Here is a 20772-nt window from a genome sequence, read left to right as displayed (position 1 = left end):
GATCGGCGCGTGGAGCCGCTGCACATCGTCGTCTGCCCGGACTCGTTCAAGGGCAGCCTGTCCGCGTCCGAGGTCGCGTCCGCGATCGCCGACGGCGTCCTGGACGCCGCACCCGGCGCCGTCGTGACGCGCCTGCCCATGGCCGACGGCGGCGAGGGCACCCTCGACGCGCTGCTCGCCGTCTGGGGCGGCGCCGCGGAGGTCACCGCCACGGTGGACGCGATCGGGCGGCCGGCGTCGGCCCGGTGGGCGGTCTCGCCCGACGGGCGCACCGCCGTGGTGGAGCTCGCCGAGGCCAGCGGCCTGCCCGGCGTCTCCGACGTGCCCCTGCAGCCGCTGCACGCGAGCACGCGCGGCACCGGCGACCTCGTCCGCGCCGCGCTCGACGCGGGCGTGGCCGAGATCCTGGTCTGCCTGGGCGGCTCCGCCTCCACGGATGGCGGCGCGGGCATCCTCACCGGCCTCGGCGTCCGGCTCCTCGACGCCGAGGGCGACCAGGTGCCCGACGGCGGCGAGGGGCTGGCCTCCGTCGCGTCCCTCGACCTGTCCGGGCTGCACCCGCGGGCGCGCGAGGTGCGCTGGCGGCTCGCCGTCGACGTCACCAACCCGCTGGTCGGCGAGCACGGCGCCGCCCGCGTGTTCGGCCCGCAAAAGGGCGCCCGGGACGGCGAGGCGGAGTTCCTCGACGCCGCCCTCGTGCACTGGGCCGACGTGCTGTGGCGGGCGACCGGGTCCGCCGTCGCGGGCCTGCCGGGCGCCGGCGCGGCCGGCGGCGTGCCCGCCGGGCTGGTCGCGGTGCTCGGCGCCGAGACCACCCCGGGCGCGGAGCTGGTCGCCGAGGCGGTCGGCCTGCCCGCCGCCCTCGCGGACGCCGACCTCGTGATCACGGGGGAGGGGTCCTTCGACTCGCAGTCGGTGGGCGGCAAGGTGGCCGACGGTGTCGCGCGCCTCGCCGCGGCGTCGCCCACCCGGCCGCCCGTCGTGGTGCTGGCCGGCCAGGTGCTGCTGCCGGAGGCGCAGGCACGGGCCGCCGGGATCGCCGCCGCGTTCTCGATCGCGCCCGGCCCGGTCGGGCTGGACGACCTGATCGCCCGCACCGCTCCCCGCCTGCGCGACCTCGCGGCCGCCGTCACCAGCCTGGTCCGCGCCGCCCGCGGCTAGCGGCGGCCGGCCCGGGGGGGACGGCAGTCAGCTGCGTGAGGTCGGCAGTTTGCCGCGCAAGTCGGCACCTTGCATCGAGGTCGGCACAGGCCTGTGCCGACCTCCGGGCAAACTGCCGACCGAGGAGGCAAGGTGCCGACCTCGGGGACGGGCCGCCGATCCTGCGGGCAAGCCGCCGACACGGAGCGACCGTGGAAGGCGCCGGGCTCAGGTCAGCAGCTCGCCGGACCGAGCTGCCGGAGACACCCGGGCAGGGGACCGCCGGGCGCGCAGCCAGACCGTCGCCCCCAGGGCCGCGACGACCTGCAGCGCACCGGTCGCCACGAGCACCGGCCCGGCGCCGAACGCGCCGATGAGCGCCCCGCCCACGAGCAGCCCGGCCGAGGCGCCGCCCGCGTGCAGCACGGTCTCCGCGGTGAACGCCGTGCGGCGTGCGGCGCCCGTGGTGCGGTCCACGATCAGCGCGTTGAGCGCGGCGATGCCGAACGGCATGGCCAGGCCGCCCAGCGCGGACACCACGCCGACGGCGAGCAGGTTCGGCGCGGCCGCGGGCAGCGCCAGGTACGCCAGGCCGAACACCACCCACGACGTCACGATCGCCGGGATGCGGGGCACCCGGTGCACCACCAGGGGCACGATGAACGAGACGCCGACGGTCGCGACGCCGTACCCCGCCATCCCCGCCGCGATCAGCTCACCCGGTCGGTCCAGCTCGACACCGAGCAGGGCGAGGCCCAGCGCGAAGGCGAACCACGTGACGCCGCCGACGCCCGCGAGGCCGAGGCCGACGGCCAGCTCGGGGTTGCCGCGCAGCACCGCGCGCAGGGGAGGGGCCGGCTCGGCGGCGGCCCTGCCGGCCTCGCCCGCCTGGGCTGCCTCACCCTCGCCCGGCGCGCCCCGGCTTTCCTCACCCGCGGGGCCCGCCTCGCCCGGGTGCGCCGCCGGGACCGTGAGCATCGCGACGGCGGCCAGCGCGACCGCCGCAGCCTCCCACCACAGCAGCGGCTCGGCGCCCCAGGCGACCAGCAGCCAGGCCCCGAGCGCGGGCGCGAAGATCATGGAGGCGCGGTGCGCCAGGTCCTGCCAGGCCAGCGCCCGGGCGCCCACACCGGGCCCGTTGCCGGGCAGCTCGGCCAGGTCCGCGGTCAGCGCCCGCTGCGCGGGCGAGAGCAGTGCCGACGTCGCGCCCGTGACCAGGCCGGTCGCGCACAGGACCACCGCGCCGACGCCCACGGTCGCCGCGGCGACGGGCACCAGGGCGAGCCCGAGCACCTGGACCGCGAGCAGCACGGCCAGCGCGCGTCCCGAGACCAGGTGCGCGCGCAGGCGCCGGCCCCACCACCCGGAGGTGAGCAGCGGCAGGCCGGCGAACCCGCCGACCAGGCCGGTGGTCCAGGCGTCGCCGGTCTGGTCGAGCGCGACCAGCGGCAGCGCGACGGCGGTGATGCGCTGGCCGGTCCAGGTGACGAACGTCGTGGCGGTCAGCGTGGCGAGGTGTGGGTGGCGCACGCTGCCATCCTGCGGCCGGCGCGGGGCGGCCGGTAGACGTCTGCCGGACATGGCGAGCCATAGGCTGGACCTATGACCTCATATCCCACGGTCGAGGACCTCCGGCTGGTCGACGCCGTCGCCCGGCACGGGTCGCTCGGCGCCGCGGCCCGCGAGCTGCTGGTGAGCCAGCCGTCGGCGAGCCAGCGGCTGGCCGCGCTGGAGCGGCGCGTGGGAACGAGCCTGTTCGACCGCGACACCACCGGCGCCCGGCCGACGGCGGCGGGGCGGGAGTTCTGCGATCAGGCCGCCCACGTCCTGGACCACCTGGGCACGATCGTCGAGCGCGCCCTGGCGGCGGCGCAGTCGCGCACCGTCTCCGTGGGCGCGTTCCCCAGCATCGCGGGCACGCTGTTCGCGGCGCTCGACGTACTGCTCGACGACGTGGTGGTGCAGCCGGAGGTGGACCACGGCCCGCGGCTGCTGGAGTGGGTCGAGCGGGGCACCCTCGACGCGGCGTTCACGGGCATCGCCAAGCAGGTCCCGATCGCGCGCGGTCTGGTGGTCACCGAGGTGGGGCGGCACGATCTGGTCACGCTGCTGCCCGCCGGCGCCCCCGTGCCGGGATCCGGCCGGCGCCCGTACGAGGGGCAGACCGTCGTCTACTGCCCGCTCGACCTGACGGGCGACGTCCTGCACCGGCGGCTCACGGAGCTGGGCGCGCACGCGCGACCCGGGGCGACGGCGGAGGCCGCGGTCCGGACGGCGCGGGAGCGGCGGTGCGCCGCCGTCGTGCCCGACATGGTGGCCCGCTGGTACGCGGCCCCCGGCGACCGCACGGTGCCGGCGCCGTTCCGCGGGCGCGTCACGCTGTCCATGGTGACGCGGAGCCCCGTGCCGCCGGCCCTCCTTGGCGCCCTCCCGGGGCTGCGCGAGCGCCTGCGGGAGGGGAACGCGCACGCCCGCGCCTGAGCGGGTGGTTCTGACAGGGCGTCGGTTCGATGTCACGTCCCGTTGGCGCCTCTCCGGTCGGTCCCGCGTGCCCGACGGTGGAAGGATGTGCGCATGCCCGCGATTTCCCCCCAGCCTGCGGCGCACGACGCCGCGCCGTATGACGCCCTCCTGCTCTACTCCTTCGGTGGCCCGAACCAGCCCGAGGACGTGGTGCCGTTCCTGCGCAACGTCACCGCGGGCAAGGGCATCCCGGACGAGCGGCTCGAGGAGGTGGGCGAGCACTACTACGGGTTCGGCGGCAAGAGCCCCATCAACGAGCAGAACCTCGCGCTGAAGGCGGCGCTCGAGGCCGAGCTCGCCGCCCGCGGCCTCGACCTCCCGGTCGTGTGGGGCAACCGCAACTGGGCGCCGTACACGAACGACGCCGTCGACGAGCTGGAGGAGCTGGGTGCCAAGCGCGCCGTCGCGCTCGTGACCAGCGCCTACGCGTCCTACTCTGGCTGCCGCCAGTACCGCGAGGACCTCGCCGTCACGCTGGACAAGCGCGGCCAGCTCGGCGCCGAGGGGTCGACCGGGGTGCAGTTCGACAAGATCCGCCCCTACTTCAACCACCCGGGCTTCGTGCAGGCGAACGTCGACGCCGTCGTCGAGGCGTACGCCACGCTCGAGGCCGACGGCGGGTCCGGGGCGGCGGCGAGGCTCGTCTTCGTCACGCACTCGATCCCGGACACCATGGAGGCGGCGTCGCGGGTCTCGCACGCCACGTACTCCGAGCAGCACCTGGACCTGGCCGCGGTCGTCGCGGCGCGGGCCGCCGAGCGGCTCGGGCACGAGGTGCCGTGGGACCTGGCCTACTGCTCGCGCTCCGGCCCGCCCAGCCAGCCGTGGCTGGAGCCGGACGTCAACGACCACCTGGAGTCGCTCGCCGCCGACGGCGTCCGCGACGTGGTCCTGTCGCCGATCGGATTCATCTCCGACCACATGGAGGTCGCCTACGACCTCGACACCGAGGCGCTCGCCACGGCGAAGGACCTCGGCATCACCGCCGTGCGAGCCGGTACGGTCGGCGTGCGGGAACCGTTCGTGAGCGGCCTGGTGGACCTGCTGCTGGAGCGGGCCGCGCTGGCTCGTGGCGAGCAGGTCACCGAGGCGACCGAGGGGTCGCTCCCGGCCCTCCGCTCGGTCTGCGCGCCGGGCTGCTGCCTGCGCCGGGACGGCGAGCCGAGCGGCGTCCCGGTCCTGTGCAGCACGGACCTGTACTCCTGAGGTCCACGCGGTGCCCGCGACCGCCCATGACAGAGAGGCAGACATGAACGACACGCACGTGCACGGGGACTCCGGGCACGAGATCGACACGACCGCGATCAACGAGGGCATCCGGTACACGATGTTCTCGGTCTTCTCGCTGACCGAGACGCTCCCGGCGGACGAGAACGAGCGCAAGGCCGTCGTGGCCGACGCCGAGGCCGCCGTCGGCGGTGCCGTGGACCCGGCCGCCACCTCCGGCGACCTCGTGGTGCGCGGCTGGTACGACGTGGGCGGCCTGCGCTCCGACGCCGACCTCATGCTCTGGACCCACGGCCCGTCGATCGAGGCCGTGCAGGGCGCCTACCAGCGGCTCCGCGCGTCCGAGCTGGGCCGCTCCCTTGAGCCGGTGTGGTCGGTCGCCGCCCTGCACCGCCCGGCCGAGTTCAACCGCGGGCACGTGCCCGCGTTCCTCGCCGGCGAGGCGCCGCGCGACTACCTGTCCGTGTATCCGTTCGTCCGGTCCTACGACTGGTACCTGCTGCCCGACGAGGAGCGCCGCACCATGCTGCGCGACCACGGCATGGCGGCGGCCCCCTACAAGGACGTCCGGGCCAACACCGTCTCCGCGTTCGCGCTGGGTGACTACGAGTGGATCCTCGCGTTCGAGGCCGACGAGCTGCACCGCATCGTCGACCTCATGCGCGACCTGCGCGCGACCGAGGCCCGCCGGCACGTGCGCGAGGAGGTCCCGTTCTTCACGGGCCCGCGCACGCTCCTGGCCGACTGGGCGGACCGCCAGCCCCTGAGCTGACCCGGCCGGCCGGTTCGCCCCGGTCGACCTCCCCTTCGAGACCCACGTCTCGTCGCTCTCGACAGCCGGAAGCGCAGAAACGTGGGTCTCGAAATGCGTCTGGCAGCCCGACGGGCCGGGCCCGTCCCGGCGGGTCAGGCAGCCGGGCGGGTCCCGGCCAGGGCCGTCGCGCCCAGGTCGTCGTCCGTCAGGACCGTCGGCTTCAGGCCCGCCGCCTCCAGGTGGCCGACGGCGGCGCTCACCTGGGTCTCGCCCGTCTCGACGAGCAGGTGGCCGCCCGGGCGCAGCAACGCCGGGGCGACGTCGATCACGCGGCGCAGGATGACCAGGCCGTCGTCCCCGCCGTCGAGCGCGGTGTGCGGCTCGTGCTCGCGGGCCTCCGGCGGCATCATGCCGATCGCCTCGGTGGGCACATACGGCGCGTTCGCGACCAGGACGTCGACGCGGCCCCACACCTCGCGCGGGAGCGGATCTGCCAGGTCGCCGGAACAGGTGTGCGCGGTGAGCCGTCCGGTCCCCGCGGCGCGCGCGGCGAAGGGCTCCGCGGCCAGCGCCTCCAGGTTCTCGTGCGCGCAGGCCACGGCCACGGGGTCGACGTCGGCGGCGTGCAGCTCGACGTCGTGCCCCGCCGCCAGGAGCCGGGCCGCGACCGCCCCGCCGAGCGCGCCGCAGCCGCAGCACAGGTCGACGACCAGGACGGGGCCGGCCGCCGCACCGGCCGCGGGGGTGCCGACGACGGCGTCGGACAGGGCGCGCGCCGTCGCCTCCCGGATCAGCAGCTCCGAGCGCTGCCGCGGGACGAAGACCCCGGGCGCCACCAGCCAGCGGCGGCCGTCGAGCTCGGCCCAGCCCACCAGGTGCTCCAGCGGCAGCCCGTCCAGCCGCGCCGCCACGAGGGACTCCAGCCGGACGGGATCGGTCGTGCCGTCGGCCGTCGCGGCCTCGAGCAGGATCCGGGCCTCGTCCTCGGCGAACACGCAGCCGGCGGCGCGCAGGCGCGCGACAAGTTGTTCCACGCCGCAAGCGTAGGTGAGCGTGTCAGACCCCCAGGTCACCGAAGTGACCTGGGGGTCCGGCACGTTCACGGGCCGGAGGCCGGATCAGGGGTACAGGCCCCGGATCTGGTGCGCCTCCGCGACGCGCTTGACGCCGATGACCAGGGCGGCGTCGCGCAGGGACAGCGCCTCGCGCTGGGCCAGCGCCGACACCTCGGCGTACGCCGTGGTCATGCGGTGCTCGAGCTTGTCGGCGATCTCCTGCTCGGTCCACCAGTAGGTCTGGTTCGCCTGGACCCACTCGAAGTACGAGACGACCACGCCGCCCGCGTTCGCGAGGACGTCGGGGACGACCGTGATGCCGTTCTTGGCGAGCAGGGCGTCGCCGGCCTCCGTCGTCGGGCCGTTGGCGCCCTCGACCACCCAGCGGGCCTTGACGGCGCCCGCGGTGACCTCGTCGAGCACGCCCTCGATCGCGGCCGGGACCAGCACGTCGACGGGCAGCGCGAGCAGCTCGGCGTTGGTGACCGGGTCGGCCTCGTCGAACCCGACGACTGAGCCCGTGCGCCGCACGTGGTCCATGAGGCGCGGCACGTCGAGGCCCGCGTCGTTCCGGATGCCGCCGTACTGGTCGCTCACGGCGACGACACGCGAACCGCGCGCCGCGAAGATCTCCGCGGCGTGCGAGCCCACCTTGCCGAAGCCCTGGATGGCGACGGACACGTCGCTCAGGCCCACGCCCGCCTCGGCGAGCGCGGCGCCCGTGACGTGCACGATGCCCGCCGACGTCGCGGTGCCGCGGCCCAGCGAGCCGCCGACCGCCAGCGGCTTGCCGGTGACGACCGCGGGGATCGTGTACCCGCGGTTGACCGAGTAGGTGTCCATCACCCAGGCCATCGTCTGGGCGTCGGTGCCCATGTCGGGCGCCATGATGTCGGTGTCGGGGCCGATCATCGGCATGATCTCCGACGTGTACCGCCGGGTCACGCGCTCCAGCTCGGCCTGCGAGTAACCGCGGGGGTCGATGGCGACGCCGCCCTTGGCGCCGCCGTACGGCAGGTTGACCACCGCACACTTCCAGGTCATCCACATGGCCAGCGCCCGCACCTCGTCGACGTCGACGGAGGGGTGGTAGCGCAGGCCGCCCTTGCCCGGGCCGAGGCTCACGTTGTGCTGCACACGGAAGCCGTGGAACAGCACGGTCTCGCCCGTGTCCCGCCGCAGCGGCACCGCGACGTGGATCTCACGGCGCGGCGTCGCCAGCATGCGGTGCAGGCCCTCGTCGTAGCCGAGGATCTCGGCCGCGGTGGCGAGCTGCGCGTGGGCGGTTGCCAGCGCGGAGCCCTCCGCGGGTGCGTCGGACGGGGCGAAGTTGGGCGGTGGGGTAGTGGTGGACGTCGTTGTCGTCGTCACGTGGGTCCTCCGGGGGAGAACGGCGCCGACCGCCTCGGGGCGGGGGCGCGGGTTGCGCGGCGCGGGGTTTGCGCCTCGGTCTCACCGTATCGCTTCGATGGGCGAATGTGCCCGGCCGCGGGGTGTCGGCCGGTGATTTTCCGGTGATCGTGCCATTGCTTGGGAATCAGCGTTCCGTCAGCCGCCAAGCGCCGGGGAGAAGGACGCCGGCCAGGGCGGCCTTGATGGCGTCGCCGACGAGGAAGACCCCCGCGCCGGCCACGAGTGCGGCGCCGGGCGCCATGCCCGTCGTCACGGCGAGCCACGGCACGCCGATCGCGTAGATCGTCGCGGTGCCGGCGGCGAACGCGAGCACCGTGCCGAGCACGCCGCGGTCCAGGCCGCGCCGGGCGAGGGCGCCCACCACGAAGCTGGCCACGACGAAGCCCACGACGTAGCCGCCGGACGCGCCGAGGATCACCTCGACGCCCGAGGCGCCGCCGGTGAACACGGGCAGGCCGACCACGCCGAGCGTCATGTAGAGCACCTGCGCGAGCGCGCCGCGCACAGGGCCGATGGCCGCCGCGCCGAGGAGCACGGCGAAGGTCTGGCCGGTGACCGGGACGGGCAGGCCCGGGATCGGGATGCGCAGCTGTGCGGCGAGCGCGGTGAGCGCGGCGACGCCGAGCACGAGCGCGATGTCGCGCGCGACGGTGCCCGGAAGCAGGTCGGCCAGCACGCGGCGAGGGTTGGAGCGCGGGACCAGGGGGAACGCGATGGTCGTCATGGTGATCGACCCTAGGCGCTCCGCGGCCGGTCGGGCAGTCGTCCCTGTGGCCAGGAACGGGTGTCCCCAGTTGTGCGGGTCGTACAGGTGCGGCATCAGCCCGCGGCCGCCCGCTTGTGCTCGATGTGGGCGACGAGGCCGTCGAGGATGCGGGCCAGACCGAACTCCATCTCCCGGCCGGGGTCCGTCGCCGCCTGGTACGCCTCGCCCGCGGCGGCGCCGACGCGTCCGGCGAGCGGGTACTCGCGCCCGGCCATCACCACGCCGAGCTCGTCGGCGTTCGCCGCCCACCAGTCGGCCTGGGTCATCCCCGACGCACGCTCCTCGGCGCGGATGCTCTCCTGGGCGCGCGCGACGTTCCCGGCGAAGCCGATGAGCAGCGCGACGGTCTGGTCCATCTCGATGTCGTCGAGCCCGGCGCCCTCGATCGCGGAGAGCTGCCACTCGTACAGGTCGGACGCGCCCGGCCCGACCCAGGCGCGCAGCCCGGAGACCTCGAGCAGCCAGGGATGCTGCCGGCACTCCTCGTAGTGGAAGCGAGCGATCAGCGCCATCCGGTCACGCAGGTCGTCCGGCATCGCGGGCAGCTCCCGGCGGCCCAGCGCCCGGTCCACCATCAGCACCACGAGCTCGTCCCGGCCGGGCACGTAGGTGTACAGGCTCATCGCGCCGAGCCCGAGCTCCGTGGCGAGCAGGCGCATCGACAGGCCGGGGAGGCCGTCGCGGTCGGCGATCCGGATCGCGGCGTCGACGACGTCGTCCACGCTCAGCCGCTGCTTGCGCCCGCGCCGCGGCGCGGACGGCGTGCCGTCGTCGTAGCGCCACAGGAGGCGCAGAACGGGGTCCGGGTGGTCCGACATGGACCCACCGTAACTTTTTCGTACGCCGTACGGAATGAGTGCTACGCTGGGCGAGCTGTTAGTCGTACGCTGTACGGAAAAGGAGACACCATGTCCCTCCCACCCCTGGTCGCCCGCGGACTGCGCAAGCGGTACGGCGACACCCACGCCCTGGACGGGTTCGACCTCGAGATCGAGTCCGGCGCCGTCCACGCGCTGCTCGGCCCCAACGGCGCCGGCAAGAGCACCGCCGTCAACACCTTCGCCACCCTGACCCGCTGCGACGAGGGCGAGGTGCGCGTCGCCGGCCGGGACGTGCGCAAGGAGCCCGCCGCTGTCCGCTCGTCCGTCGGGCTGGTGGGCCAGCACGCGGCGCTCGACGAGATCCTGTTCGGCCGCGAGAACCTCGTGATGTTCGGCCGCCTGTACGGCCTGTCGAAGTCCGCCGCGAGCGAGCGGGCCGACGAGCTGCTCGGCACCTTCGGGCTGCTGGACGCCGCCGACCGCAAGGTGTCCACCTACTCCGGCGGCATGCGCCGGCGGCTGGACATCGCCGCCGGGCTCATCCGCCGCCCGGCGCTGCTGTTCCTCGACGAGCCCACCACCGGGCTCGACCCCCGGGCCCGGAACGAGGTCTGGCAGACGGTGCGGCAGATCGTGGACGCCGGGACCACCGTGCTGCTCACCACCCAGTACCTCGACGAGGCGGACCAGCTCGCCGACCGGATCACCGTGATGGACGCCGGCAAGGTGGTCGCCGAGGGCTCGCCCCAGCAGCTCAAGCGGCGCCTCGGCGGCGACCGGGTGCTCGTGACGGCCCCCGCGCACGCCGACCTGGACCGGCTGGCCGCGGCGCTCGGCGGCACGGCCGACGCCGAGCTGCGGCAGGTCACCGTCGAGGCGGGGCAGGACGGCGGGGCGGCGGCGCTGACCGCCGTCGTCCGCGCGCTCGACGCCGCCGGCCTGGAGGTCGACGACATCCTGCTGCGCCGCCCGACCCTCGACGAGGTGTTCCTGCACCTCACGGCGCGCGACGCCGCGCCAGCCGGTATCTCGCCCACCGAAGGAGCCCTGCGATGAACGCCGTCGCCGCCACCCTGCGCCAGAGCTGGGTGATCACCCTGCGCGACCTCAAGCACTGGCAGCGCGAGCCGTGGACACCCGTCTTCGGGATCGCGTTCTCCGTGATGCTCGTGCTCGTCTTCGGCTACCTGCTGGGCGGCGCGATCGCCCTGCCCGGCGGCGGGGACTACCTCGCGTACCTGATGCCGGGCATCTTCGCGCTCTCGATGATGTTCGGCATCGAGGCCACGATGAGCGCCATCGCCAACGACTCGAAGAAGGGTGTCACCGACCGCTTCCGCTCGCTGCCGATCAGCGGCGCCGCCGTCCCGCTCGGCCGGGCCGGCGCCGACCTGGTGAACTCCGCGGCCGAGCTCGCGGTGCTCATGGTCGGCGGGCTGCTCATCGGGTGGAGCGCGTCCGGCAGCGTCGCTGCCACCGTGCTCGGCGTCGTGCTGCTGCTCTGGCTGCGGTTCGCGATGCTCGTGCTCGGGGTGTTCCTCGGGCTCACGTTCCGCGGCGAGGGCGGCGTGACGGCGGTCCAGGTGCTGGTGTGGCCCCTCGGGTTCCTGTCCAACGTGCTGGTCGCGCCCGAGTCGATGCCTGGGTGGCTGGCGGTCCTGGCGCAGTGGAACCCGATCTCCGCGACGGCGGCCGCCTGCCGCGAGCTGTTCGGCAACCCGACCGGCATCACCGGGGGTGTCCTGGCCGACCACGCCCTGCTCCTCGCGGCGCTGTGGCCGGCCGTGCTCACCCTGGTGTTCCTGCCGCTGACGGCGCGCGCCTACCGGCGGCTGTCGCGTTGAGAGGGTGACCTTCTTCGGAACGACGACGGCGTCTCGCCCGTCAGCCGCGCGAACGTGCGGGTGAACGAGGGCTGGTCGTAGAAGCCCGCCGCGCTCGCGACGTCCGCGAGCGGCACCGTGGTCGACGTGAGCAGGTGGGCCGCGCGGTCCACGCGCAGCCGGAGCACGAGCTGCCGCGGCGAGAGGCCGAAGACCCGGCGCACCCGGCGGTCCAGGGATGCGGGGGCACACCCGGCGAGCACGGCGAGGTCCGCGACCGACGGCACCTCGCCGTGCTCCAGCAGGTCCTCGATCTGCCCGCGCAGCCGGGCCATGGCCTGGATCGTCGCGTCGTCGGCGTCGCCCGACCGCAGGTCCTGCGACACGGAGACGAGGCCCACGTAGGCGCCGGACTCGTCGTGCAGCGGCAGCTTGGAGGTGAGGAACCAGCCCGGCGCCCCGCCGACGTGCCGGATCAGCTCCAGCTCGCCGCGCAGCGGCTTGTCCGTGGTGCGGACCAGCTCGTCCTGGCTCTCGTAGCGCTCGGCCAGCTCGGGGACGAACAGGTCCACGGCGCGCTTGCCGATCACGTCGCGCCGCGACCGCTCGCGCGTGCGCCCCACGAAGACCTGGTTGACCAGCACGTACCGGCCGTCGGCGTCCTTGGCGCAGAACATGACGCCGGACAGCTCGTCCATCAGGGCGACCATGGCGGGGTGCAGTGCGGCCAGCAGGGCCCGCGCCTCGGGCCGAGCGGCGCCGTTCGGCGGGTTGCTCATCGGGTCCCGATCGTACGCGGCGCACCCCACCACCCCTTGGCCGAAACAGGTGCGGATCGCGAGTGATCCTGCCAATACACGCGAGCGGCCCCGGGTGCACCCTGGTGTCATGAAGACCTCTGCCCGGCGCGGGAGCGCCGACACCGCCGACGTCCCGACCGGGGGCGCAGGCGCACCGGACAGCGCGACGCCGCAGGCTCCGACCGAGCCGCCCGCGAAGCCCGCCGCCGACACCCTCGTCGAGGACGCCGTAGCCCTCGCCCGGACCTGGATCGGCACCGCCACCGGGGCCGCCGCCGGCACCGACGGCACCGCCGGCTCGAAGACCGACAAGGCCGTCGCCCGCGCCTCCGCCGCCCTGGGCGCGCTCGTCTCCGACCCCGCGGGCCTGGAGCTCGCCGTCGGGTTCGTCGACGACGTCGCCCGCCCGCAGGACGTCCACGTCGCCGCCAAGGCCCTGGCCCGCCTCGGCAAGAAGGCCGGCAGTGCCACGTTCCTCAGCGCGAGCGACCGCGCGCTGTTCCGGGCCGGCGCGCTGACCGCCCCCGTGCTCCCGGGCATCGTGGTCCCCGCCGCCCGCGCCCGGCTGCGTCAGCTCGTGGGCCACCTCGTGGCCGACGCCGGCAACGGCCTCACCGCCCACCTCGCCCGCACCCGGGCCGAGGGCTACACCCTCAACGTGAACCTGCTGGGCGAGGCGGTGCTCGGCAAGGACGAGGCCGCCGGCCGTCTGGCCCGCACCGTCGCGCTGGTCGAGCGTCCCGACGTCGACTACGTGTCCATCAAGGTCTCCAGCGTCGCCGCGCAGCTCGTCACGTGGGACCTCGACGGCTCCCGCGACCGCGTCGTCGAGCAGCTCCTGCCGCTCTACCGCGCCGCGCGCGACCACGGCGTCTTCCTCAACCTCGACATGGAGGAGTACCGCGACCTGGCCCTGACCACCGCGGTCTTCACCGAGATCCTGGGCCGCGACGAGTTCCGCGACCTGGAGGCCGGCATCGTGCTGCAGGCCTACCTGCCCGACGCCCTGGGCGCGCTGGACGGGCTCACCGAGTTCGCCGCGAAGCGCGTCGCGGACGGCGGCGCGCGCATCAAGGTGCGGATCGTCAAGGGCGCGAACCTCGCCATGGAGCACGTCGAGGCCGCCCTGCACGACTGGGCGCAGGCGCCCTACGCGACCAAGCCCGACGTCGACGCCAACTACGTGCGCATGCTCGACCACGCGCTGCGCCCCGAGCGCGCGCACGCCGTCCGCATCGGCGCGGCGTCGCACAACCTGTTCCACGTGGCGCTCGCGATCCTGCTCGGCCGGGCGCGCGGCGTCTCCGAGGCGCTCGACATCGAGATGCTCCAGGGCATGGCGCCCACCGAGGCCGCCGCCGTCCGCGACGAGGTCGCCAAGGACAGCGGCCGCGTGGTGCTCTACACCCCGGTCGTGCGCGACGAGGACTTCGACGTCGCCATCTCCTACCTGGTGCGCCGCCTGGAGGAGAACGCCACGGAGCAGAACTTCCTGCACGCGGCGTTCGCGCCGCAGAGCGCTGCCGTCCCGACGTCAGCGATGGACCGGCAGGAGGCCGCGTTCCGCGCCTCCGTCGAGCTGGGCGTGCACTACGCGCCCGACGACGTGGCCCCGCGCCGCCGTCCGCGCCCCGCGCCGGAGCAGGTGACCGGGCCGTTCCACAACGCCGCCGACACCGACCCCGCGGTCGCCGAGCACCGGGCCTGGGCCCAGCAGGTCACGGGCACGCGCTCGGGGTACGTGCCGGCCCTGGCCGAGCCGCTGGCGACATCCGCCCAGGTGGACGACGTCGTGGCGCTCGCCCGCCGCGCGGGTGCGGCCTGGGCCAAGGTGGCCCCCGCAGACCGCGGCCGCGTGCTGCGCTCCGCGGCCCAGCACCTCGAGGCCGCGCGCACCGACCTGGTCGCCGCCATGGTGCACGAGGCCGGCAAGACCGTCGCCGAGGCGGACCCCGAGGTCAGCGAGGCCGTGGACTTCGCCGCCTACTACGCGCAGGCGGCCGAGGCCCTCGACCCGACGTCGGAGGCCTGGCCGGGCGCCCGGTACACGCCGGACGGCGTCACGCTGGTCACGCCGCCCTGGAACTTCCCCGTCGCGATCCCGATCGGCGGCGTGCTCGCCGGCCTCGCGTCCGGCTCCTCCGTGATCGCCAAGCCCGCGCCGCCCACGCCGCGCTGCCTGGAGATCGCCGTCGAGGCCGTGCACGCGGCGCTCGACGAGGTGGCGCCCGAGATCGGCCTGGACCCGGCCATCGCGCGTGACGTCGCGCAGTTCGTCCGCGTGCCGGACGGCGACCTCGGCCGCCGCCTCGTCACGCACGACGGCGTGTCCCGCGTGATCCTCACGGGCGCGATCGAGACCGCGGAGATGTTCGCGTCCTGGCGCCCCGAGCTCCCGGTGCTCGCGGAGACGTCGGGCAAGAACGCGATCGTCGTGACGCCGTCGGCGGACCTCGACCTGGCCGTCGCCGACGTGGTGCGCTCGGCGTTCGGGCACGCGGGGCAGAAGTGCTCCGCGGCGTCGCTCGTGATCCTCGTCGGCTCGGTGGGCGACCCGCGCACCGTGACGGGGGAGCGGTTCCGCCGCCAGCTCGTCGACGCCGTGTCCTCGCTCGCCGTGGGGCCCGCCACCGACCTGGCCACCGTGATGGGCCCGCTCACCGAGCCCGCGCAGGGCAAGCTGCTGCGCGCGCTGACCACGCTGGAGACGGGCGAGAGCTGGCTCGTGCGGCCGCGCCGGCTGGACGCGGTGGCGCAGGAGGCCGGCCTCGGCAAGGGCCGCCTGTGGACGCCAGGTGTGCGCGACGGTGTGCGCCCCGGCTCGTTCTTCCACCTCACCGAGGCCTTCGGACCGGTGCTGGGCATCATGACCGCCCGCACGTTGGACGAGGCGCTCGCGCTGCAGAACGCGGTGTCGTTCGGCCTCACGGGCGGCATCCACTCGCTGGACGACGCCGAGGTGGAGCACTGGCTCGACCGCGTCGAGGTCGGCAACGCGTACGTGAACCGGCACATCACCGGCGCGATCGTGCAGCGCCAGTCGTTCGGCGGCTGGAAGGCCTCCGTCGTGGGCTCCGGCGCCAAGGCGGGCGGGCCCAACTACGTGGCGCAGCTCGGCCGGTGGGCCGACGCGCCCGACGTGCCGTCGCGCACCGAGGACCCGGCGGGCTGGCTCGCCTGGGCCCGCGCCGACGACGCCCGCGCGTGGCTCACCGAGTTCTCGCAGGCGCACGACCCGTCCGGGCTCGGCGTCGAGTCGAACGTGTTCCGCTACCGGCCCGTCCCGGGCATCACGGTGCGCGTCGGAGCGGGCGCGCCGGACGCCGAGGTGCAGCGCGTGCTGGCCGCGGCCGCACGGGCGGGCGTCACGGCGACCGTCGTGGGGCAGGAGACCAGCGACGAGGCGTTCGCCGAGTCCGTCGCCGACGGCGTGGTGACCGGCCGGATCCGCGTGGTGGGCGAGGCGCCCGGGCTGCGCGACGCGGCGGCGAGCCGCCTCGGCTCGGTGACCGTGCTGGACGGACCGGTGCTGGCGAGCGGCCGCCGCGAGCTGCTGACGATGCTCCGCGAGCAGGCGGTCAGCCGCACGATGCACCGCTACGGCCACCTCCGCACGGCGTAGAGCCACCGTAGAGCCGCCGTTGAGTGCTGGGTTTTCGCCCTTCCTCGTACCTCAGAAGGGCGAAAACCCAGCACTCAACGGTTACGCGGACTCGCCCTCGATCAGGCGGGGGGCGAAGATCCGGCGCTCGTCGCGGACCGGGCGGCCCGCGACCAGGTCCACGAGCATGCTCGTGGCGGCGCCGACCATCTGCACCACCGGGTTGTGCACGGTCGTCAGCCGCGGTGACGTGGTCTCGGCGATGCCGAGGTCGTCGAACCCGACCACCGAGACGTCGCCCGGCACGGACCGGCCCCGCTCGGCGAGCACGCGCAGCGTGGCCTCCGCCATGAGGTCCGAGGCCGCGAAGATGCCGTCCAGGTCGGGATGCTGGTCCAGGAGCCGTGCGGCCGCGACGAGCGCCCCGGCGACGGTGAAGTCGCCCTCGACCAGCGCGTCGTCGGGCAGGCCGGCGTCGCGCAGGGCGTCCCGCCAGCCGGTCATCCGGTCCACCCCGGCGGGCATGTCGAGCGGCCCGGTGATGGTGCCGATGCGCCGGCGACCCCGGTCGATCATCCGCTGGGTGGCGATGCGTCCGCCCGCGACGTTGTCGACGTCGACGTAGCGCAGGCCGCGCGAGAAGAACGGGTCGGGCTCGAACAGCCGCCCCACGAAGACGGCCGGCAGCGCCGCCGGCCCGAGCTCCGTCTCGAGCTGGTCGCCCTTGTGGTGCGACGCCACGATGACGCCGTCGACGTGGCCGCTGCGCAGGTAGCGGCCCACCCGCCCGCGCTGCTCGCCCGGGCGGGCGAGCAGCAGCACGAGCTGGAGGTCCGTCCCGGCCAGCCCCTCGCTGACGCCCGCGAGGGTGCCGGAGAGGAACGGGTCGGTGAGGATGCGCTGGTCCGGCTCGGGCACCACGAGGGCGATCGAGTCGGTGCGCCGGGTCACGAGGGACCGGGCGGCTCGGTTCGGTGCGTACCCGAGGCGGGCGACGGCGTCGTCGACCGCCGCCTGCGCCTCGGGGGAGACTCGCAGGCCGCCGTTGATGGCACGCGACGCGGTCGACCGGGACACCCCGGCCGCCTGGGCCACGTCATCGAGGGTGGGTGGGCCTGAGGTCGTCACTCCGTCGGAACCGCCTTGTCTCCGCCGTCGTCGCCGGTCGGGTACGGCACGGGTGCGGCACTTCGCTCCGGAACGGCATTGGCCCGCGCGACCTGACCGTACCAGCGGCCGGACGCCTTGACCGTGCGCTCCTGCGTCTCGAAGTCCACGCGCACGAGGCCGAAGCGCTTTCCGTAACCCCACGCCCACTCGTAGTTGTCGAGCAGGGACCAGCCGAAGTAGCCGCGCACGTCGACGCCCTCGTCGATCGCGTCCTTGACGGCGCGCAGGTGTACGTCGACGAAGCCGAGGCGCTCCTGGTCGTCCACGAACCCGTCCGGGCCCACGACGTCGTCGTACGCGCTGCCGTTCTCCGTGACGTACAGGGCGATGCCGCGCGGACCCGTGTAGTCCTGCTGCAGGCGCAGCAGGAGGCGGGTGAGGCCCTCGGGCTGCACCTCCCAGTTCTGGGTGGTCACGGGCAGGCCGCGCGGGTGGGTGTACGCGCCGTCGCCGCCCGGGAACGGGTTGGACGACGGCCGGCTCACCGGCGCGCCGCCGTCCAGCGGGCGCTCGGCCGGCACCGCGGCCACGGCGTTGCCGTGGTAGTAGTTCACGCCGAGCGAGTCGATGGGCGTCGAGATGATCTCGAGGTCGCCCTCCTGGATGTGCTGCTCCAGGCCGTACTCGCGCACGTCCTCCAGCACGTCCAGCGGGTACGCACCGCGCAGGATCGGGTCGGCGAAGATCCGGGTGAAGCCCCCGTCGAGCCGGCGCGCGGCGTCGACGTCAGCGGGGTCGTCCGGGTTCAGCGGGTCCTCGACCTCGAAATTGAGCGTGATGCCCAGGTTCGCGTCCGGCGCGCGCTCGCGCAGCGCCTCCACGGCCAGGCCGTGGGCCAGCATGAGGTGGTGCGCGGCGGCGAGGCCGTCCTCGCGGGACTGCCGGCCCGGCGCGTGCTGGCCGCCCGTATAGCCCAGGAAGGCGGCGCACCACGGCTCGTTGAGCGTGGTCCACACGTCGACGCGGTCGCCGATCGCCTCGTGCATGGTCACGGCGTAGTCGCGGAACCGGTACGCGGTGTCGCGGTTGACCCAGCCGTTCGACTCGGCCTCGATCGCCTGCGGCAGGTCCCAGTGGTAGAGCGTGAGCCACGGCAGGATGCCCGCGCCCAGCAGCTCGTCCACGAGCCGGTCGTAGTAGGCCAGGCCGGCCGGGTTGACCTCGCGCCCGCCGGGCACGACCCGGGACCACGACGTCGAGAACCGGTACGCCTTGATGCCGAGGTCCTTCATGAGCGCGACGTCGGCGGGGTAGCGGTGGTACTGGTCGCAGGCGACCTCGCCGTCCTCCTGGTTCAGGACGGCGCCCGGGACCTTGGCGAACACGTCCCACACGGAGTCCTCGCGGCCGTCCTCGTGGGCGGCGCCCTCCACCTGGTAGGCGGCGGTGGCCGCGCCCCAGAGGAAGCCGTCGGGGAAGGCCACGCTCCCGGTCGCGTTCGACGACGGCGCGGTGCGCGGCGCGCTCGGCGTGTACGGCAGCGCGTTGCCGGGGGCGGGCACACGCGGCGCCGCCGGGTCGGTCTTGAAGCTCTGCGTGAGGTCGCGGGTCATCTGGTTCATCCCTTCACGGCTCCCTGCATGATTCCTGCGACGAGCTGCTTGCCGACGAAGGCGAAGATCACCAGCAGCGGCAGCGTCACGAGGAACACACCGCCCATGACCAACGAGTAGTCCACGAAGTAGTTCGACTGCAGCGACTTTACGACGAGCGGCAGCGTCGGGTTCTCCGAGCTGAGCACGATCGACGGCCAGAAGAAGTTGGTCCACTGCTGCACGAACGTGAACAGGCCGAGCATCGCGGCGGCCGGGCGGGCCGCGGGCAGCGCGATGCTCCAGAACGTGCGGATCATCGAGGCGCCGTCCACGCGGGCGGCCTCGATCAGCTCGTAGGGCAGCGACTCCGACAGGTACTGCGTCATCCAGAACACGCCGAACGCGCTGACCAGCACCGGGACGATGACGGCCTGGAGCTTGCCGATCCAGTGCAGGTCCGACATGAGGATGTACATCGGGATCACGCCGAGCTGGGTCGGCACGGCCATCGTGGCGATGACGAACACGAGCAGGGGCCCGCGGCCGCGGAAGCGCAGCTTCGCGAACGAGTAGCCGGCGAGCGTCGAGAACAGCACGACGGCGGCCGAGACGACGACCGCGATGATCACCGAGTTGGTCAGCGCCTTCCAGAAGTTGATCTGGGTCGACTCGATGACCGTGCGGAACTGCGTGAACAGCGACAGGTCGGGGTACCACTGCGGCACCGCGTTGCGCGAGATCTCCACCGGGTCGGACGAGCCGAGGAGCAGCGTGTAGTAGAGCGGGAAGATCGAGATCAGCAGCACGATCCCGAGCAGCGCGTAGACGATCCAGCTCGCGCGGCGGGTGGCGCTGCCGGCGGCCTTGCGGTCCCGGCGGCGGGCGGCGGCCCGGGCCGCGCGCTCGCCGGCGGTCTGGGCGGTGACGGCGACGGAGCTCATGCGTTCCCCCTGGTGATGCGCTTGCGCTTGGGCTTCTTGTCGGTGCCCGACGTCGAGATCTGGCGGGTGACCAGGAAGTTGACGAAGCCGATGAGGATGATCAGGAGGAACAGCATCCAGGCGACGGCCGAGGCCCGGCCGAGGCTGTGCTGGTTGCCCCACGCGACGTCGTACAGGAACAGGACGGTGGTCATCCAGTTCTTGTCCGGACCGCCGAGCCCGGTCGCGTCGTACATGCGGACCTCGTCGAAGATCTGCAGGCCACCGATGGTCGAGGTGATCACGACGAAGATGATCGTGGCGCGGATCTGCGGCACCGTGATGGAGAAGAACTGGCGCACGCGGCCCGCGCCGTCGATCACGGCGGCCTCGTAGAGGTCGCGCGGCACGGCCTGCATGGCGGCGAGGAAGATCAGCGCGTTGTAGCCGATCCAGCGGTAGTTCACGATGCTCGCGATGGCGACGTGGCTGGCGAACCGGTCGCCGTGCCAGGCGATCGGGTCGAGCCCGACCAGGCCGAGCAGCGAGTTGATCAGGCCGTACTGGTCGGCGAACAGGCGGCCGAAGATCATCGACACCGCCACGGGGGCGACCACGTAGGGGATCAGAACACCCATGCGCCAGAAGGTCGCGGACCGGAGGTTCTGGTCCAGCAGGGCGGCGATGGTGATGGCGATGATCACCTGCGGTACGGAGGACAGCACGAAGATCGACAGCGTGTTGACCAGGGACTTCCAGAACGTGGGCTGGTTCAGCACGTCCACGAAGTTCTGCAGGCCCACGAAGTCGCCCTGCCCGCCCAGGAGACTCCACTCGTGCACCGACACGTACGCCGTGTAGGCGAGGGGGAACAGGCCGGTCACCGCGAACAGGATGAAGAACGGCGAGATGTACAGGTACGGGGAGAGCTTCACGTCCCAGCGGCCGAGCCGCTGGGAGAAGCCGAGTCTGCGCGACTCGCGCTGTGGTGCACCGGACCCCGGTGCTGATCGTTGAGGTGTCAGGACGGCCATGTCATCTTCCGGTCATCTTCCGCTGTGTCATCGTCGTGTCGTCGCTTCGGTGCGACGCCCGCGTGGCGCGACCGGTGGCCGGGCTCGTCGAGACACGGAGCGAGACGTTGCCGCCCCCGCCCACCGCGGCGCGGCCCCCCGCCCTGCGGCCCACGCGCGACCCGCAGCTCGTGCTGCTCCGGCACGGCCA

Annotated in this window: 17 protein-coding genes; 7 read left to right on the top strand and 10 right to left on the bottom strand. The window is 74.0% G+C overall.

The window, feature by feature from the left end; all coding sequences use genetic code 11:
- The first annotated feature begins 9 nt into the window (after positions 1 to 9).
- The gene (locus AB0I29_RS23690; RefSeq protein WP_357486346.1) at positions 10 to 1161 is read left to right on the top strand and encodes a glycerate kinase; all 1152 of its coding nucleotides are present in this window, start codon (positions 10 to 12) and stop codon (positions 1159 to 1161) included.
- A gap of 207 nt (positions 1162 to 1368) precedes the next feature.
- Here the strand turns inward: AB0I29_RS23690 and AB0I29_RS23685 are convergent, their stop codons facing one another.
- Complete coding sequence (locus AB0I29_RS23685; protein ID WP_357486344.1) at positions 1369 to 2670, bottom strand: MFS transporter; 1302 nt, start codon at positions 2668 to 2670, stop codon at positions 1369 to 1371.
- Between the two features lie 72 nt (positions 2671 to 2742).
- Between AB0I29_RS23685 and AB0I29_RS23680 the strand changes: the two genes are divergently transcribed.
- The 3 genes from AB0I29_RS23680 to hemQ all read left to right on the top strand — a co-directional run bounded on the left by AB0I29_RS23680 (position 2743) and on the right by hemQ (position 5662).
- Positions 2743 to 3621 carry a LysR family transcriptional regulator gene (locus AB0I29_RS23680; protein WP_357486342.1) on the top strand — a complete coding sequence of 293 codons (879 nt, stop codon included), beginning with the start codon at positions 2743 to 2745 and terminating at the stop codon, positions 3619 to 3621.
- A 93-nt stretch (positions 3622 to 3714) separates the two neighbouring features.
- The gene (locus tag AB0I29_RS23675; protein WP_357486340.1) at positions 3715 to 4869 is read left to right on the top strand and encodes a ferrochelatase; all 1155 of its coding nucleotides are present in this window, start codon (positions 3715 to 3717) and stop codon (positions 4867 to 4869) included.
- A gap of 43 nt (positions 4870 to 4912) precedes the next feature.
- Positions 4913 to 5662 (top strand): hydrogen peroxide-dependent heme synthase, encoded by a 750-nt coding sequence (gene hemQ, locus AB0I29_RS23670; protein ID WP_285105869.1) that lies wholly within the window; start codon positions 4913 to 4915, stop codon positions 5660 to 5662.
- 134 nt (positions 5663 to 5796) lie between these two features.
- Here the strand turns inward: hemQ and AB0I29_RS23665 are convergent, their stop codons facing one another.
- From AB0I29_RS23665 to AB0I29_RS23650, 4 genes are all read right to left on the bottom strand, one after another.
- A complete protein-coding gene (locus AB0I29_RS23665) occupies positions 5797 to 6678 on the bottom strand; it encodes a putative protein N(5)-glutamine methyltransferase (protein WP_357486337.1) in 882 nt (293 codons plus the stop codon).
- An 84-nt stretch (positions 6679 to 6762) separates the two neighbouring features.
- On the bottom strand, positions 6763 to 7992 hold the full coding sequence (locus AB0I29_RS23660) for a Glu/Leu/Phe/Val dehydrogenase (RefSeq protein ID WP_285105919.1): 1230 nt from the start codon (positions 7990 to 7992) through the stop codon (positions 6763 to 6765).
- A gap of 244 nt (positions 7993 to 8236) precedes the next feature.
- On the bottom strand, positions 8237 to 8836 hold the full coding sequence (locus AB0I29_RS23655; RefSeq protein ID WP_357486335.1) for a biotin transporter BioY: 600 nt from the start codon (positions 8834 to 8836) through the stop codon (positions 8237 to 8239).
- A 95-nt stretch (positions 8837 to 8931) separates the two neighbouring features.
- Positions 8932 to 9696: a TetR/AcrR family transcriptional regulator gene (locus tag AB0I29_RS23650; RefSeq protein ID WP_285105873.1), complete on the bottom strand. Its 765-nt coding sequence runs from the start codon at positions 9694 to 9696 to the stop codon at positions 8932 to 8934.
- Between the two features lie 90 nt (positions 9697 to 9786).
- Between AB0I29_RS23650 and AB0I29_RS23645 the strand changes: the two genes are divergently transcribed.
- Together AB0I29_RS23645 and AB0I29_RS23640 are read left to right on the top strand one after the other, a co-directional pair.
- Entirely contained in the window at positions 9787 to 10755 is a 969-nt protein-coding gene (locus AB0I29_RS23645; protein WP_357486333.1) for an ATP-binding cassette domain-containing protein, read from the top strand.
- Positions 10752 to 11543 (top strand): ABC transporter permease, encoded by a 792-nt coding sequence (locus AB0I29_RS23640; protein WP_285105877.1) that lies wholly within the window; start codon positions 10752 to 10754, stop codon positions 11541 to 11543. The genes AB0I29_RS23645 and AB0I29_RS23640 overlap by 4 nt, the downstream gene beginning before the upstream one ends.
- Here AB0I29_RS23640 and AB0I29_RS23635 read toward each other — a convergent pair.
- A complete protein-coding gene (locus AB0I29_RS23635; RefSeq protein ID WP_285105879.1) occupies positions 11522 to 12301 on the bottom strand; it encodes an AraC family transcriptional regulator in 780 nt (259 codons plus the stop codon). The genes AB0I29_RS23640 and AB0I29_RS23635 overlap by 22 nt on opposite strands.
- A 109-nt stretch (positions 12302 to 12410) precedes the next feature.
- Here AB0I29_RS23635 and AB0I29_RS23630 point away from each other — a divergent pair, with 109 nt between their 5' ends.
- On the top strand, positions 12411 to 15944 hold the full coding sequence (locus AB0I29_RS23630; protein ID WP_357486330.1) for a bifunctional proline dehydrogenase/L-glutamate gamma-semialdehyde dehydrogenase: 3534 nt from the start codon (positions 12411 to 12413) through the stop codon (positions 15942 to 15944).
- 81 nt (positions 15945 to 16025) lie between these two features.
- Here AB0I29_RS23630 and AB0I29_RS23625 read toward each other — a convergent pair whose 3' ends face one another.
- From AB0I29_RS23625 to AB0I29_RS23610, 4 genes are read right to left on the bottom strand one after another with little or no spacing between them, the layout of a single operon-like run.
- Complete coding sequence (locus AB0I29_RS23625) at positions 16026 to 17018, bottom strand: LacI family DNA-binding transcriptional regulator (protein WP_285105883.1); 993 nt, start codon at positions 17016 to 17018, stop codon at positions 16026 to 16028.
- 29 nt (positions 17019 to 17047) lie between these two features.
- Complete coding sequence (locus tag AB0I29_RS23620; RefSeq protein WP_357486328.1) at positions 17048 to 18646, bottom strand: GH1 family beta-glucosidase; 1599 nt, start codon at positions 18644 to 18646, stop codon at positions 17048 to 17050.
- A 5-nt stretch (positions 18647 to 18651) separates the two neighbouring features.
- On the bottom strand, positions 18652 to 19569 hold the full coding sequence (locus tag AB0I29_RS23615; RefSeq protein WP_357486326.1) for a carbohydrate ABC transporter permease: 918 nt from the start codon (positions 19567 to 19569) through the stop codon (positions 18652 to 18654).
- The gene (locus AB0I29_RS23610) at positions 19566 to 20582 is read right to left on the bottom strand and encodes a sugar ABC transporter permease (RefSeq protein WP_285105888.1); all 1017 of its coding nucleotides are present in this window, start codon (positions 20580 to 20582) and stop codon (positions 19566 to 19568) included. Before AB0I29_RS23610 ends, AB0I29_RS23615 begins: the two co-directional genes overlap by 4 nt.
- Between the last annotated feature and the right edge of the window lie 190 nt (positions 20583 to 20772).

The organism is Promicromonospora sp. NPDC050262 (assembly GCF_040655935.1).
Classification (GTDB): domain Bacteria; phylum Actinomycetota; class Actinomycetes; order Actinomycetales; family Cellulomonadaceae; genus Promicromonospora.
The sequence above is the reverse complement of the archived record's forward strand: the minus strand, read 5'-3'. Positions and strand labels throughout refer to the sequence as shown.